We start from the raw sequence: 14,340 nt of genomic DNA on the forward strand, positions 1-14,340 counted from the left end.
GAAATTCGGGGTTTTTTTTGCCTGCGATTTTTACTCGGCCGCCTCGGCGCCCTTGTCCGCAAGCTCCATCCAGTCCGCCAATACCGTGTAGGCGTCTTCCAGGCCCAGGCGTTTAGGGGCCGAGAACAGTTGGATGGTCACGGCGTCGCCCCAGCCTTTACGGATTTCTGCCTGGACCTTGAGCAGGGTATTTTTGGCTGCGCCAAAGGTCAGCTTGTCGGCTTTGGTTAGCAGGATGTGCATTGGCATGCCGCTGGCCACGGCCCAATCGAGCATCAGCAGGTCGAAGTCGGTCATTGGATGACGGATGTCCATCATCAGGATCAGGCCCTTCAGGCTCTCACGGCTGCCCAGGTAGGCTTCCAGGTGGCGCTGCCAGTGCTGCTTCAGCGGGATCGGTACTTTTGCGTAGCCGTAGCCCGGAAGGTCGACCAGACGTCGTTCTTCGTCTAGCTTGAAGAAGTTCAACAGCTGTGTGCGTCCTGGCGTCTTCGAGGTACGCGCGAGGCTGGCGTGGGTCAGGGTGTTCAGCGCACTGGATTTACCGGCGTTGGACCGCCCGGCGAACGCCACTTCGAAGCCTTCGTCGTCGGGGCATTGATCGACTTTGGCAGCGCTGAGCATGAAGGTGGACTGTTGGCACAGACCGAGGATGGGGTTCTTGAGTTGCATGGGATTTCCGATGTGGGCGGTGCCGAGAATGGTCGCAAAGAGCAGCGTCGTTTCCGTTTCAGTGACGCCAGTATATAATGCCGCAGATTTTGTGTGCGCTTTGTCCCAGCGTAGGATGAAGTTCACGAGAGCGATTGACCTTGATTGCGCATTAGAACGCAGCACGCTCTCAACCCTGAAAAGGTCGTTTTATGACGAAATGGCTGCTAGCTGCCGGTGTCTTGATGCCGCTCTATAGCGCGCAGGCTACACAGGATCCGGAAGCTGTGTACAACCGTGTTTGTGGAGCCTGTCATTCCGGCCAACTGCCAATGGCGCCTCGAAAGGGCGACCAGCAGGCATGGACGCCGAGACTGGCGCAAGGTATGGAGACGCTGGTGCAACACGTGACCCAGGGTTTCAAGGCGATGCCGCCGCGTGGTTTGTGCATGGACTGCAGTGCCGAGGATTACCAGGCCATCATCCAGTGGATGAGCGAGTGATCCCGGTCCATAACTCTTTAACCCTTAGCCGTAGTTGGATTAGCTGATGAACAAATTGATCGTGAGTCTGCTGTTGACCGTGGGGATCTCCGGCATTGCCCATGCTGCAGGTGATGCGACTGCTGGTCAGGCGAAAGCCGCAGTATGTGGCGCTTGCCATGGCCCGGATGGCAACAGCATGGCGCCAAATTTTCCAAAACTGGCGGGTCAGGGTGAGCGTTACCTGAACAAGCAACTGCACGACATCAAGTCGGGCAAGCGCACCGTTCTGGAAATGACCGGCCTGCTGACCAACCTGAGTGATCAGGACCTGGCGGATATTTCTGCCTACTTCGCCAGCCAGAAAGGCAGCGTCGGCGCAGCGGATCCGAAAGTCGTGGCTCGCGGTGAAGCACTGTTCCGCGGCGGCGATCTGGCCAAGGGCCTGCCAGCCTGCACCGGTTGCCACTCGCCCAATGGTACAGGCAACGCAGCAGCCGGCTTCCCGCACCTGGGCGGTCAGCACGCTCAATACATCGCCAAGCAACTGACCGACTTCCGCAAGGAAGAAGGCGGCCGCGCCAACGATGGTGACACCAAGCCGATGCAGAGCATCTCCAAAAAGCTGAGCGACGAAGATATCGCAGCGGTGTCCAGCTACATTCAAGGTCTGCACTAAGACCGACGAATCGGGCGTTGCGCGAGGTGTACATCTCGCTCAACGTTAACGCTCGATTAATCTGTCGATGCAAGCATAAAAAGGGTGGCCTAGGCCGCCCTTTTTTGTGGCCGCTGCCGTTACACTAGAAAACTGATGCCCGCCATGACCTGCCAGACCGCAGGTCGCGCGAGGCGAGCCAATGTGTCCAGGAGCAAAGCATGCGTAATCTGATTCTCAGCGCCGCACTCGTCACCGCCAGCCTGTTCGGCATGACCGCCCAGGCTGCTGAACCGCTTGAAGCCGGTAAACAATATGTTGAACTGAGCAACGCCGTTCCGGTGGCGGTGCCTGGCAAGATCGAAGTCGTGGAACTGTTCTGGTACGGCTGCCCGCATTGCTACGCGTTCGAGCCGACCATCAACCCTTGGGCCGAGAAACTGCCGGCCGACGTGAACTTCGTGCGCATCCCGGCCATGTTCGGTGGTATCTGGAACGTCCACGGCCAACTGTTCATCACCCTGGAAGCCATGGGTGTGGAGCACAAGGTCCACAAGGCTGTGTTCGAAGCAATCCACGGCGGCAAGAAACTCGCGACCCCGGAAGAAATGGCCGAGTTCCTGGCTGGCGAAGGCGTCGACAAGGACAAGTTCCTCAGCACGTTCAACTCGTTCGCCGTCAAAGGCAAGGTCGAGGACGCCAAGAAAAAGGCCCAGGCCTATCAGATCTCCGGCGTACCGACCATGGTCGTCAATGGCAAGTATCGCTTTGACCTCGGCACCGCCGGTGGCCCGGAAGGCGCCCTGAGCGTGGCTGATCAGTTGATTGCCAAGGAGCGCGCCGCTAAGTAAGCGGCGCACGCCATGCGCCGCTGGAGTACTGAACGCATCGTTGGCCGGCATGATCCGCAGGTCAACGAGCACCATCTGGAGCCCTCGGGCTTGCCTGCAGACAGCCGTCTGCGCCTGCTCAGCTTCAACATTCAGGTCGGGATCAGTACCGAGCGTTATCGGCATTACCTGACCCGAGGCTGGCAGCACCTGCTGCCACACACCGGGCGTGCCGACAATCTGCAGAAGATCGGCAACCTGCTGGGCGACTATGACCTGGTTGCGTTGCAGGAAGCCGATGGCGGCAGTTTGCGTTCGGGCTATGTCAACCAGGTCGAACACCTGGCCCAGCTCGGCGCTTTCCCCTACTGGTACCAACAACTCAACCGCAACCTCGGTCGGCTCGGCCAGCACAGCAATGGCGTGCTCAGCCGGCTGCGTCCGTGGGTGATCGAAGATCACCCATTGCCCGGGCCCAAGGGGCGCGGTGCGATTCTCGTGCGGTTCGGCGAAGGGCCGGAGGCGCTGGTGGTGGTGATGATGCACCTGGCGCTGGGCGCCCGGGTTCGGACCCTGCAACTGGCGTACATTCGCGACCTGATCGGCGACTATAAGCACCAGGTACTCATGGGCGACATGAATACCCACGCCAGTGATCTGCTGCAAAGCTCGCCGCTGCGTGATCTGGGCTTGCTCGCGCCCCAGGTCGAGGCGACCTTCCCCAGTTGGCGCCCGCAACGCTGCCTGGACCACATACTGCTCAGCCCGTCGCTGACCCTCGAACGGGTCGAAGTGCTGGCGCAACCGATTTCCGATCACCTGCCGGTCGCGGTAGAGATTCGTCTGCCGGGTTCGCTCACGGCTGATGCATTGCCCGCGTTGAGTCCTGCCCCTCGCGGAACCCCTGAATGAGCGACGAAGCTAGCCGCTGGAAAGAGAAGTACCTCAAAAGCATCGAACAACAGGAAAAACTCGAACGTCGTTGGGATGCCCGTCTCGACTTGCTGCGTCGCGGGCTGGTGCGCAGCACGCTGGCGGCCGAGGGCACGGATCGCGCGGTTGACCAGTGCATGAAGGAGATGCGCGAAGTCATCCGCACCGACGACATGGATGCAGGCCTGGCCGCCCTGCTGCCGCGCCTGGAAAAAGCCGTGCTCGACTCCGAGCAGCGGCGCGAGACCCGGGTCGATCAAATCGGCACGGCGTTGTCCGAGTTGGTCCGGCAACTGCAGCGCTTGCCCCTGCCGCGCGAGGTCAGCCGACCGCTCAAGACCTTTGCCAAGCAACTGGATGGGCGCGTAGGCCAGGCTCGCGAGATACCACTGCTGTTGGGTGAGTACAGTGGCCTGCAGGGCCAGGCGCTCAGCCTCCTCGACAACCCTGCCGAGCCGAACCGCCCGGGGTTGTTGCAGCGTTTGTTTGGTGGTCGCGATCAGGAGCCGGACATGCTGCCGGTCGGTGCGACGCACGTTGCCCCAGTGGCCCCGGAGCCGTTGATTGAGGTGCCGTCATCAGTCGCTCCGGTGGCTATTGCCCCTGCGACCATGGCCCCTCAGGTCCAACTTGAGGTCGAGACTGACGTGGCGCTGCTGCCGGAGTCTGCCGTCGATCCGATTCTGGAGCCGGTTGCCGACAGCGCTCCCGCTGATGTGCAACCGGAGGACGAAGCGACCCCGACGCCAGCGCAAGCGTTGCCCGTGGCCCCTGCCCTGCCCGCCATCCTCGCCGAGCTGGAACCGCAGCCGAGCGAACCGGAACTGTTCTATGCGCTGCCGGATTCGCCCGAGCCGTCCTATAGCTCGGTGGCCAAGCACATAGAAAGCACGCTGTTGGGGCTGCTGGACGATCTGTCATTGCCAGAGCGCCATCGACCGCAAGCCGAAGCCATGCGCGAGCGTCTGAAAAACGGGCTGAACTGGTACGAGCTTCTGCCGATTCTCGATGATCTGGCGGTGTTGATGCTGGCGATTACCGACAGTGGCCAGCACGAGTTTGAGGTCTACCTCAAGCAGCTCAACGAGCGCCTGGAGTCATTCCAGAGCAACCTGCAGGCCGCCAGCGCAGGCCATGCCGACAACCGCTCGGCGGCCCGGGAACTGGACACGCAGATCCGTGAGCAGGTCGACGGCTTGCAAAGCAGCATGCAGGAGGCCGCTGACCTGGATGGGCTCAAGCACGTGCTGGAGAACCACCTTGAAGGCTTGCTCAGCACCATGGATCAGCACCAGAAGCAGCGTGACGAGCGCGAGCAGGAAGTCGCGGCGCGCCTGCAGGGCCTGGCCGCGCGAGTGGCCAGCATGGAGCAGGAAGCCCAGGGTTATCGCGAGCACCTGGAAGAACAACGCCAGAAAGCCCTGGTCGACCCGCTGACCGGATTGCCCAATCGCGCGGCCTGGAGCGAGCGCCTGGAGCATGAAGTCGGCCAGTGGCAGCAACACGGCAATACCTTGTTGCTGGCGATGCTCGACCTCGACCATTTCAAGCACATCAACGATAACTACGGCCACCTGGCCGGCGACAAGGTGCTGAAAATCATTGCCACGGTGTTGCGCAAACGCCTGCGCGGCACGGATTTCATCGCTCGTTTTGGTGGTGAAGAGTTTGTCCTGTTGATGCCGGCTACTGCGTTGGTGGTGGGGGTCAAGTTGCTGGAGAGTTTGCGCACCGCCATCCAAGCCTGCCCCTTTCACTTCAAGGGTGAGCCGGTGACCCTCACGGCGTCTATCGGCGTGTCGGCGTTCAAGTCGGGGGAACACAGCGATCTGGTACTCAAAAGAGCCGATCAGGCACTGTACCGGGCGAAAAATGCCGGTCGCAACCGGGTCGAGGCGGGCTGAGGGCATTTGTTCCATTTTGTTTAAATGCCGGGCTTTTGCCGATTGGGTTTCGGGCAGTACGTTACACTGTTGCATTATCGTCTGCAGCGTACTGCCACTGTCATGAAATTCATCGCCCTGCTTGTATCCCTCCTTGTCCTGGCCGGTTGCGCCAGCGGTCCGCGTATCAATACCCATTATCCCTCGGTCAACCAAGACAACCGGATACAGTTCGTGGTGGTGCATTACACCTCCGCTTCGCTGGAGCGTTCATTGGCGTTGTTGACCCGCGGGGAAGTCAGCAGCCATTACCTGGTGGGCGATGACAAGAATGCGACCATCTACAAACTGGTGGATGAAAACCGTCGGGCCTGGCATGCCGGTGAAAGCGAATGGCAAGGGCGTACCTGGCTGAACTCCAGCTCGATCGGCATCGAGGTCGTCAACCCGGGCTTCACCGATACGCCGACTGGACGCGTCTGGTATCCCTACAGCGAAGCTCAGGTGCAATCGCTGATCTTCCTGCTCAAGGACATCAGCAAGCGCAATGGCATCAGTCCGCGGCAGGTGATCGGCCATAGTGACATTGCACCGCTGCGCAAGCTCGATCCGGGCCCGCTGTTCCCGTGGAAGCGCTTGGCTGAGGCCGGGGTGGCGCTGTGGCCTAATGAGCAGGCTGTGGCGCGCCAGCAAGCGTTGTTCGCCGCCCAGTTGCCGAGCATCGGTTGGTTCCAGGAGCAGTTGTCGCGCCTGGGCTACACCATTGCGCACACCGGCGAGTTGGATGTCGCCACCCGTCACGTCCTGGCGGCCTTCCAGATGCGCTTTCGCCCGACGCTGTTCGACGGTACGCCGGATGCGCAGAGTGCGGCGATCCTGCAGGTACTGAATCAGACAAAATAATGACGCCCGCCCGACGGTCAGCGCTAAATCTCAATCAGTAGCTATAACTCATTGGTAATCCTTTGGATATTCGATGATGGCGGCCGCACGAGAGACCCTGCGTAGTTGGTTCTATCGCCCTTGGTCTTTGGCGATACTGGCGGCTGCGTTGAGTGTCTCTTTGTTGCTGGCCGGCAGCCTGGGCGTGGCCTTGCGTCAGGTGCAACTGCGTGAAAGCGAACAGATGAACAGCCAGGGCGAACGTTTTCTCGAGCGTCTTGAGCAGTTGTTCGGGCAATTGCGCGAAGGCCTGGACGACCTTGAGGCCCAGCCATTGCGCGGCTGCGACATGAAAATGTTCACCACCCTGCAGCAGGTCAGTTTCAACTACCGTTTCGTCTATGAAGCGGCCTACATCGACCAGACCCAATTCTGTTCCAACCGTCCGCACCAGGAAGCCCTCTCGGCCATCCGTCCCCCCGACATCAAGGGGCCGACCTACAGCTATTGGCTCAACACCTCCACCGAACCCAATGAAAACCGCGCGGCGTTGATGCTGGGGCGTGGCAGTTTTCGGGTGGCGACCTCGCGCGGGCATTTGACCGACATGGTCGACCTGTCGCCCGGAAGCAGCCTACTGGTGGTGCTCGACCATGGCTCGCGGGCGATACCGGTCCTGGGGGTGCCGCAAGCCTGGCCACCGTCGGAGCCGTGGTCGCCGTTCAGCAATGAGCCGCTGCAGATTACCCAGCACCGTCTGATCTATCGCATGCCGACCAACAACCCGGAGTATCAACTGGTGCTGATCTCTCCGCGCACGGCCATGCACCTGCCGACCTTGTGGTGGTGGCTGGTACCGGCGAGCCTGGTGCTGGGACTGAGCATTGGTGCATTGGTGTTTCTGTTGGCCCGCCAGCGCCAGTCCATGGGCGGCGAGCTGCAGGGTGCTCTCAAGCGCGGTGAGTTGCAGGTGCTGTATCAGCCGATCTTCGATCTGCGCAGCCGTAATTGCGTGGGCGCCGAGGCCTTGTTGCGCTGGCGCCGGCCGGACGGCACCCTGACTAGCCCCGACCTGTTCATTCCCATGGCCGAAGACAGCGGACAGATCCGGCAAATCACCGACTTCGTCCTGCAGCGGCTGCTGGAACAATTGGGCCAACTGCTGCGCGCCAACCCGCAGCTGTACATCTCCGTCAACCTGGCGGCTTGTGATGTGATGGTGCCGAGGATCGGCGAGGTCATGTCCCGCTTGCTCGCGTTGCACCGGGTGGCAGCCCGGCAAATCGCCTTTGAGGTCACCGAACGCGGCTTGATCGATGTGGTGGTCGCCCGGGAAAACCTGCAAGCCCTGCGCGACGCCGGGCACCAAGTGTTGATCGACGACTTTGGCACCGGTTATTGCAGCTTGGCGTATCTGCAAACCCTGCCCGTGGATTGCCTGAAAATCGACAAGGCTTTTATTGATGCCCTGGGCCATGACGCCGCCAGCAGTGGCGTGGCACCCCATATCATCCGCATGGCCCATGCCCTGGAACTCAAGGTGATCGCCGAAGGCATCGAGCACGAAGCCCAAGCCATGTACCTGAGCAGCGAAGGCGTCAACTATGGCCAGGGCTGGCTGTTTGCCCACGCCCTGACCGCCATGCAATTGATCGAACTGGTGACACGCGGTCGCCGCCTGGCGCCACGTCGGATCGATGACGAGGCGTGAACGCTCGCTAGAGCGGCAACGCCAGGTAAAACTGCGTGCCCTGTCCCGGTCTTGAGTAGACGCCCATGCGTCCGCCGTGCAACTGGACGATCTCCTTGCACAGGGCCAGGCCCAGCCCCGCACCGCCCTTCTTGCGGCCGACCTGGACAAAGGGTTCGAAGATCCGGCCTTGCTGGCCATAGGCGATGCCTTCGCCATTGTCTTCGACGCTGACAATCACCCGTTCGCCATGGCGCCGTGCTTGCAGGCGGATCTGGCCTTTCTCGCTGGTATGACGCAGGGCGTTGTCGATGAGGTTGTCCAGCACCCGCTCTAGCTGGGGCTGATCGGCCTGTAAGCGCGGCAGGGGGGGCTGGATTTCCACCCGTAATTCGATGCCTTGCTCATGGGCGCGTCCAAGGAAGCGTCCCTGGGCCTGCTGCAACAAGTCATCAATGTTGCAGGGGGCCAGGGTGAGCTTCTGCAGGCCGTTCTGATACCGCGAGAAATTCAGCAGGTCGTTGATCAGCTGCATCAGGCGCTGCATTTCTTCATTGACGGTGTCGAGCAGGTCGGTTTCCCGGGAAGCCTCGGCAAAGTGCGCGCGCTCGCGAAACAGGCCGAACGCCATGTGCATGCCGGTCACCGGTGTGCGCAGTTCATGGGAGGCGCGTAGCACGAACTCGCTGCGCACCTGTTCGAAGGCCCGCTGCTCGGTGACGTCGTGCAACACCATCACCGCCCCGAGGATATGACCTTCGGTATGGCTGACTGGGGTCAGGCTGAAGGTCAGCAGGCGCGATTCGCCGTCGACCTCGATGCTCAGGTCATCCGGTGCGTGCTCCAGTGAACCGCCGCGCAACACCAACTGCAGTTGTTCGTCGAGCTCCGGGCGTTGCAGCGCGACACCCAGAGCCAGGCCGAGGCGGTCGTCGTCCCAGCCAAGTTGGCGTTGTGCTACCGGGTTCATGTGTTCCAGCTGGCCTTGGCGGTCGATCATCAGCAAGCCGTCATCGATGCTATCGAGTACCGCCTGCAGGCGCTGCTGGCCGGCCAGCAACTCATCGACGTTGGTGGCCTGATGCTCGCGCAAGGCTTCGGCCATGATGCCGAAGCGGCGAGTCAGTTGGTTCATTTCCACTGCGGGGGACAGGGGCAAGGTGACGTCGAAGTTACCCTGGCCGATGTTGTCGGCGGCCTTGGCCAGCGCTTCGATCGGCGCACCGAACCGGCGGGCGATGCCGTGGGCGGTGATAAAGCCGATGATCAGCACCGCCAACCCCACGAGGCCCAGCGCGCCGGCCACCAGCAACGCGCGTTCGCGGGCTTCGCGCTGGGTGTTGTTGATGTTCTCCAGCGCCTGTTTGTGTTCGATGATCAAGCCATTGCGCAGGACGTTGAATTTGTCGGTCAGTTCCTGGTTGCCGCTCAGGCTGCCGGAAGGGGTCTGGGAGTTGCTGAAGGCTTTGAGGAAGGACAGGTAGTCATCCCGGGCTTGCTGGAAGCCATGGTGGCCGTTGTCCAGGCGGTTTTCATGGGTGATGCCTTGATCCAGCAACTCGAAGTAATGCCGTTCGGAGTTTTCCAGTGCTTCCAGGTCGGGGGCCTGGTTGAGCATGATCATCAGTTGATCGCCCAAGGTCTGGCGCAGTTTTAGGCCCAGGTCCAGGGTGATGAAGTTGTCGCGGATCAGTACCTCCTGGTTGCTCGCCATCTGCATCACGCTCACCAGCCCGAGTACCAGCCCGAGCAGGGCCACGGTCATCAAGGCCGAGATACTCAGAAACAGACGGGTGCGCAACTTCATCGCCAGTTTCATAAGGTGGCGCTCACAGGTTGTACTGTTTGCGTTTGCGGTACAGGGTCGAGGCGTCGATACCCAGGGTCTTGGCTGCTTGATCGAGGGTCCCGGCGCTGGCAAGTACGGCACCAATGTGGGCTTTTTCCAGCTCATCCAGGCTCAAGGCCGCGCCGATGCGCGGGGCGTTGTTGGTGGGCTGTTCGGCCATGCCCAGGTGACTGATCTCGACCCGTTCCTGCGGGCAGATGATGCTCGCCCGCTCCACGACGTTACGCAGTTCGCGGATGTTGCCGGGCCAGCGGTAGTCCAGCAGTGCTTCGCGTGCCTCGTCGCTGAAGCCGCGTGCCGGGCGCGCGTATTCTTTGACGAACCGGGCCAGGAAGCGATCAGCCAGGGTCAGGATGTCCTCGGCGCGCTCACGCAGCGGTGGCAGGTGCAGGGTAATGACGTTCAGGCGGTAGAGCAGGTCTTCACGGAAACGCCCGTCGCGGACCATGTCTTCCAGGTTGAGGTTGGTGGCCGCGAGGATTCGTACATCAGCGCGCCGGGTAACCGGGTCGCCGACCCGCTCATATTCCTTGTCCTGAATGAAACGCAGCAGTTTTGGCTGCAAAGTCAGGGGAAAGTCGCCGATCTCGTCGAGAAACAGCGTGCCGCCGTCCGCCTGGTTGACCCGGCCGAGGGTGCTTTCACTGGCGCCGGTAAATGCTCCCCGGCTGTGGCCGAACAGCTCGCTTTCCATCAGCTCGGCGGTCAGTGACGGGCAGTTGATGGTCACGCAGGATTTTTTTGCGCGCTTGCTCCAGCCATGAATGGCTCGCGCCAGCTCACCTTTACCGGTGCCGGATTCGCCGAGAATCAGAATGTTGGCGTCGGTGCCAGCGACCTGGCGGGCGGTTTCAAGTACCACTTTCATGGCCGGGCTGTGGGAGTCCAGGCCGTCGCTGGGTTTGCGTATTTCACCTTCAAGGGCTTCAAGGCGGGCTGAGAGTTGCCGAACCTCAAGCTGTTTGGCCGTGGCCAGGCGCAGTTGGTCCGGGCTGCAAGGTTTTACCAGGTAGTCGGCAGCGCCGGCTTGAATGGCGTCGACGGCCGTGTCCACGGCCGAGTGCGCGGTAACGATGACCACGCGCATCCAGGGTGCCTGGATGCGCATCTGTGCCAGCACGTCGAGCCCGTTATCTTCTCCCAGGCGCAAGTCGAGGAAACACAGGTCGAAGACCTGGCGTTGCAACAGGACATCGGCCTGGGCAGCGCTGTTGGCGGTGGCGACGCTGTAGCCTTCGTCTTCAAGGCAGTAGCGGAAGGTGCGCAGGATGGCGGACTCATCGTCCACCAGCAGAATGCGGCCTTGGTGCTCGTTGGCAGATTCCATTTTTCCTGCGCTCCTTAAATGAATGATCGTAGTTAGTCCCGGCGAAATCGGGCAAGTTGCATGGTTGATTCTGGTCGCTTCTGGTCAGGGCCGGGTAGTTATTCTCTCTTCATGCCACTAAGCCTATGAAATCTATCGATTTTTAGCGAAAAGTCGGGCTCCGGCCGCGCGCCTGTCTCCTTTTCTGACATCCGCGGCACCTCATACATTCCAAAAATTTTCGATCGGCTGCAAATCAATCGTGCAGAACGCACGACCCACGCTTGCCCCATCGTGCAGGATGCGTTCAGTTGGGTTTTTTGTATGTCTGTAACATATTGATTTTATTTACTTTATTACAGTTCATGAAGATGGCATGCAGGCTGCAATGTACTGATTAGCCCAGGGCGTTCAAGCCGATTCGCCCTTTACCCAATAATGACCACCAGTGTGGGAGGAGTTTCAGGATGAATCGCCAACGTGCCGCCCAATTGCGTCTTTCGCCACTGTATGTCCAGCAAGGGCTGTTCACCGTCCTTGCACTGGTGATCACCTTGATCGGCGGCCAGCAATTCATGCTCTGGCAGCACAGCCAGCAGCCCGATGCCGCGATTACGCCGACTCAACACGTCACCCAGACCCATTTCAGCGCCGTCAGCAGCCAGACGGCTGATGCGGCCCCCATGCGCATGATGGATGTCGACCAGGCACAGCGCGAGTACGACATGCCACGTCAGGAGCGCTGGGTGTTCTAGGCAACAGACCTGGTGCCGGCTCCATGCACCGGGAACAGCAGCACCTCTAATCGAAGCGTAAGGAGATTCATCATGTTGAGCTGGGCAATCACATTCTTGATCATTGCCATTGTCGCTGCCGTACTGGGCTTCGGTGGTATCGCGGGCACCGCCACAGGTATCGCCAAGATTCTCTTTGTCGTGTTCCTGGTGATGTTTGTTGTTTCCTTCTTCCTTGGCCGTCGTGGTCGAGGCTGACACTGAGCCGTTGCGTGAAGGCACTGGCGCCACTCCGCCGCCGGGTGGCAAAGCCAGGGCTCGCTGGATGAGCAAAGGAAATGAAAACCGAAAGAGCCGGATAACGTCTCTTTCCTTTACGCCCACCCGAGGAAGGTGGGCGTATGACCAAGGGGCCGGGACGTTCTGATTGTTGCAGGATCGGAGTGACCTACGGGTGCAGGGAGTGCCTGCGTGAGGGCCGGGTCAGGCAAAGCAGCGTCGCCCGTTCGCCAGTCAATCTCGACTGGGCGATTGGGCGGCGCGCTTACGTGGGCAAAACACTGAGCCAGAGCGCTCGAGCTATTCTGCTCGGGTCATGGTCAGCATTCCTTTCTGAGAAACCATTTTCCGGTGTTTCCTGGCGACCGTATATCGAGAAATTTGCGATTATTTTCTGATCATTTTTCTTCGCGGCGCGTAGGGAAAATCTCATCTTTTTGTAAATTATTGACTGATCGATTAACAACCAGTCTGCTCTACGATGGCCGGTTCACGGCACTTTTGCCTGCCGAAATGTCGTTTTTGAACCGGTTGGGACGGTCGTTTTATTAAAAAAAACTCATGCCGATTCGGCATAGGGTAGGCGTTTACGGCATTAGACGTCGCCCCGCTGCATCGGAATAGTTGCGCCTTTTTTCGCCTGCCACAGAGCCGAAATACGCGCTCCGGGTAACCTTATACGGGGGCAGGTGCACAGGCTTTTGCGCTAATGGGCGTTCCAGTTCGTGCATCTGCTCGAGTCAAACGCAAGTAAGGGTAATGATATGAAGAAGGCAAAGCTTAGCCTCGCCTGGCAGATCCTCATCGGTCTGGTCCTGGGTATAGCAATCGGCGCACTGCTCAACCACTTCAGTGCTGAAAAAGCCTGGTGGATCAGTAACGTCCTGCAACCAGCGGGCGATATCTTTATCCGTCTGATCAAGATGATCGTGATCCCGATCGTGATCTCCTCGCTGATCGTCGGCATTGCTGGCGTGGGTGACGCGAAGAAACTCGGGCGCATTGGTCTGAAGACCATCATCTACTTCGAAATCGTCACCACCATCGCCATTCTCGTGGGCCTGGTGCTGGCCAACCTGTTCCACCCGGGCTCCGGCATCGACATGAGCACCCTGGGCACTGTGGATATTTCCAAGTACCAGGCGACGGCGGCCGAGGTTCAGCATGAACATGCGTTCATCGAGACCATCCTCAACCTGATTCCATCGAACATCTTTGCCGCCATGGCGCGTGGCGAGATGCTGCCGATCATCTTCTTCTCGGTGCTGTTCGGTCTCGGCTTGTCGAGCCTGCAGTCGGACCTGCGTGAACCGCTGGTGAAGATGTTCCAGGGCGTATCGGAAAGCATGTTCAAGGTCACTCACATGATCATGAACTACGCGCCGATCGGTGTGTTTGCCCTGATCGCGGTGACCGTGGCCAACTTCGGCTTCGCCTCCCTGCTGCCGCTGGCCAAACTGGTGATCCTGGTTTACTTCGCCATCGCCTTCTTCGCCTTTGTGGTGCTGGGCATCATCGCTCGCCTGTTCGGCTTCTCGGTGATCAAGCTGATGCGCATCTTCAAGGATGAGCTGGTGCTGGCCTACTCCACCGCGAGCTCGGAAACCGTGCTGCCGCGCGTGATCGAGAAGATGGAAGCCTACGGTGCGCCGAAAGCCGTTTGCAGCTTCGTGGTACCCACCGGCTACTCGTTCAACCTCGACGGTTCGACCCTGTACCAGAGCATCGCGGCGATCTTCATTGCCCAGCTGTACGGTATCGACCTGTCGATCAGCCAGCAGCTGCTGCTGGTCCTGACCCTGATGGTTACCTCCAAAGGTATCGCCGGCGTGCCGGGCGTGTCCTTCGTGGTCCTGCTGGCCACCCTGGGCAGCGTCGGTATTCCGTTGGAAGGTCTGGCGTTCATCGCCGGTGTCGACCGCATCATGGACATGGCTCGTACCGCACTGAACGTGATCGGCAACGCCCTGGCCGTACTGGTCATCGCGCGTTGGGAAGGCATGTACGACGATGCCAAGGGCCAGCGCTACTGGAACTCCCTGCCGCACTGGCGCAGCAAGGACAAGCTGCCGGTTGGCGAGGTTTCCAAGAACTGACCCCAAACCTGTGGGAGTGGGCTTGCCCGCGATGAACGATAATGCGGTGTAGCTGATGCGCCGCGGC

13 protein-coding genes are annotated in these 14,340 nt (G+C 60.2%); 10 read left to right on the forward strand and 3 right to left on the reverse strand.

The window, feature by feature from the left end; translation table 11 throughout:
- Nucleotides 1-30 precede the first annotated feature (30 nt).
- The gene (gene yihA / locus AACY45_RS20415) at nt 31-672 is read right to left on the reverse strand and encodes a ribosome biogenesis GTP-binding protein YihA/YsxC (RefSeq protein WP_339547135.1); all 642 of its coding nucleotides are present in this window, start codon (nt 670-672) and stop codon (nt 31-33) included.
- A gap of 191 nt (nt 673-863) precedes the next feature.
- Between yihA and AACY45_RS20420 the strand changes: the two genes are divergently transcribed.
- The 7 genes from AACY45_RS20420 (at nt 864) to AACY45_RS20450 (ending at nt 8,030) form a co-directional block, all read left to right on the forward strand.
- Complete coding sequence (locus AACY45_RS20420; RefSeq protein WP_339547136.1) at nt 864-1,154, forward strand: c-type cytochrome; 291 nt, start codon at nt 864-866, stop codon at nt 1,152-1,154.
- Between the two features lie 46 nt (nt 1,155-1,200).
- Entirely contained in the window at nt 1,201-1,812 is a 612-nt protein-coding gene (locus tag AACY45_RS20425) for a c-type cytochrome (RefSeq protein WP_339547137.1), read from the forward strand.
- Between the two features lie 200 nt (nt 1,813-2,012).
- Complete coding sequence (locus tag AACY45_RS20430) at nt 2,013-2,642, forward strand: thiol:disulfide interchange protein DsbA/DsbL (RefSeq protein ID WP_339547138.1); 630 nt, start codon at nt 2,013-2,015, stop codon at nt 2,640-2,642.
- 12 nt (nt 2,643-2,654) lie between these two features.
- A complete protein-coding gene (locus tag AACY45_RS20435) occupies nt 2,655-3,533 on the forward strand; it encodes an endonuclease/exonuclease/phosphatase family protein (protein WP_166588959.1) in 879 nt (292 codons plus the stop codon).
- Complete coding sequence (locus AACY45_RS20440; RefSeq protein WP_339547139.1) at nt 3,530-5,458, forward strand: diguanylate cyclase; 1,929 nt, start codon at nt 3,530-3,532, stop codon at nt 5,456-5,458. The genes AACY45_RS20435 and AACY45_RS20440 overlap by 4 nt, the downstream gene beginning before the upstream one ends.
- A gap of 102 nt (nt 5,459-5,560) precedes the next feature.
- On the forward strand, nt 5,561-6,340 hold the full coding sequence (locus AACY45_RS20445; RefSeq protein WP_339547140.1) for an N-acetylmuramoyl-L-alanine amidase: 780 nt from the start codon (nt 5,561-5,563) through the stop codon (nt 6,338-6,340).
- Between the two features lie 73 nt (nt 6,341-6,413).
- Nucleotides 6,414-8,030, forward strand: a complete 1,617-nt coding sequence (locus AACY45_RS20450; RefSeq protein ID WP_339547141.1) for an EAL domain-containing protein — start codon at nt 6,414-6,416, stop codon at nt 8,028-8,030.
- A gap of 7 nt (nt 8,031-8,037) precedes the next feature.
- Here the strand turns inward: AACY45_RS20450 and AACY45_RS20455 are convergent, their stop codons facing one another.
- Together AACY45_RS20455 and algB are read right to left on the reverse strand one after the other, a co-directional pair.
- Nucleotides 8,038-9,828, reverse strand: a complete 1,791-nt coding sequence (locus tag AACY45_RS20455; RefSeq protein WP_339547142.1) for an ATP-binding protein — start codon at nt 9,826-9,828, stop codon at nt 8,038-8,040.
- A gap of 10 nt (nt 9,829-9,838) precedes the next feature.
- Complete coding sequence (gene algB, locus AACY45_RS20460) at nt 9,839-11,185, reverse strand: sigma-54-dependent response regulator transcription factor AlgB (RefSeq protein ID WP_339547143.1); 1,347 nt, start codon at nt 11,183-11,185, stop codon at nt 9,839-9,841.
- Between the two features lie 446 nt (nt 11,186-11,631).
- Here algB and AACY45_RS20465 point away from each other — a divergent pair, with 446 nt between their 5' ends.
- From AACY45_RS20465 to gltP, 3 genes are all read left to right on the forward strand, one after another.
- Nucleotides 11,632-11,919 (forward strand): hypothetical protein, encoded by a 288-nt coding sequence (locus tag AACY45_RS20465; RefSeq protein ID WP_339547144.1) that lies wholly within the window; start codon nt 11,632-11,634, stop codon nt 11,917-11,919.
- A 72-nt stretch (nt 11,920-11,991) separates the two neighbouring features.
- Nucleotides 11,992-12,156 (forward strand): DUF1328 domain-containing protein, encoded by a 165-nt coding sequence (locus AACY45_RS20470; protein WP_339547145.1) that lies wholly within the window; start codon nt 11,992-11,994, stop codon nt 12,154-12,156.
- Between the two features lie 785 nt (nt 12,157-12,941).
- Complete coding sequence (gene gltP, locus AACY45_RS20475; RefSeq protein ID WP_339547146.1) at nt 12,942-14,273, forward strand: glutamate/aspartate:proton symporter GltP; 1,332 nt, start codon at nt 12,942-12,944, stop codon at nt 14,271-14,273.
- Nucleotides 14,274-14,340 lie beyond the last annotated feature (67 nt).

Source organism: Pseudomonas sp. RA_35y_Pfl2_P32 (assembly GCF_963970735.1).
Classification (GTDB): Bacteria; Pseudomonadota; Gammaproteobacteria; order Pseudomonadales; family Pseudomonadaceae; genus Aquipseudomonas.

What these genes read in the sequence shown, in the direction of transcription:
- AACY45_RS20425 (WP_339547137.1), top strand. Translation starts at nt 1,201, where the DNA reads ATGAACAAATTGATCGTGAGTCTGCTGTTGACCGTGGGGATCTCCGGC.
- AACY45_RS20440 (WP_339547139.1), top strand. Translation starts at nt 3,530, where the DNA reads ATGAGCGACGAAGCTAGCCGCTGGAAAGAGAAGTACCTCAAAAGCATC.
- AACY45_RS20450 (WP_339547141.1), top strand. Translation starts at nt 6,414, where the DNA reads ATGATGGCGGCCGCACGAGAGACCCTGCGTAGTTGGTTCTATCGCCCT.
- AACY45_RS20420 (WP_339547136.1), top strand. Translation starts at nt 864, where the DNA reads ATGACGAAATGGCTGCTAGCTGCCGGTGTCTTGATGCCGCTCTATAGC.
- algB (WP_339547143.1), bottom strand. Translation starts at nt 11,185, where the DNA reads ATGGAATCTGCCAACGAGCACCAAGGCCGCATTCTGCTGGTGGACGAT.
- yihA (WP_339547135.1), bottom strand. Translation starts at nt 672, where the DNA reads ATGCAACTCAAGAACCCCATCCTCGGTCTGTGCCAACAGTCCACCTTC.
- AACY45_RS20445 (WP_339547140.1), top strand. Translation starts at nt 5,561, where the DNA reads ATGAAATTCATCGCCCTGCTTGTATCCCTCCTTGTCCTGGCCGGTTGC.
- AACY45_RS20435 (WP_166588959.1), top strand. Translation starts at nt 2,655, where the DNA reads ATGCGCCGCTGGAGTACTGAACGCATCGTTGGCCGGCATGATCCGCAG.
- gltP (WP_339547146.1), top strand. Translation starts at nt 12,942, where the DNA reads ATGAAGAAGGCAAAGCTTAGCCTCGCCTGGCAGATCCTCATCGGTCTG.
- AACY45_RS20465 (WP_339547144.1), top strand. Translation starts at nt 11,632, where the DNA reads ATGAATCGCCAACGTGCCGCCCAATTGCGTCTTTCGCCACTGTATGTC.
- AACY45_RS20455 (WP_339547142.1), bottom strand. Translation starts at nt 9,828, where the DNA reads ATGAAACTGGCGATGAAGTTGCGCACCCGTCTGTTTCTGAGTATCTCG.
- AACY45_RS20470 (WP_339547145.1), top strand. Translation starts at nt 11,992, where the DNA reads ATGTTGAGCTGGGCAATCACATTCTTGATCATTGCCATTGTCGCTGCC.
- AACY45_RS20430 (WP_339547138.1), top strand. Translation starts at nt 2,013, where the DNA reads ATGCGTAATCTGATTCTCAGCGCCGCACTCGTCACCGCCAGCCTGTTC.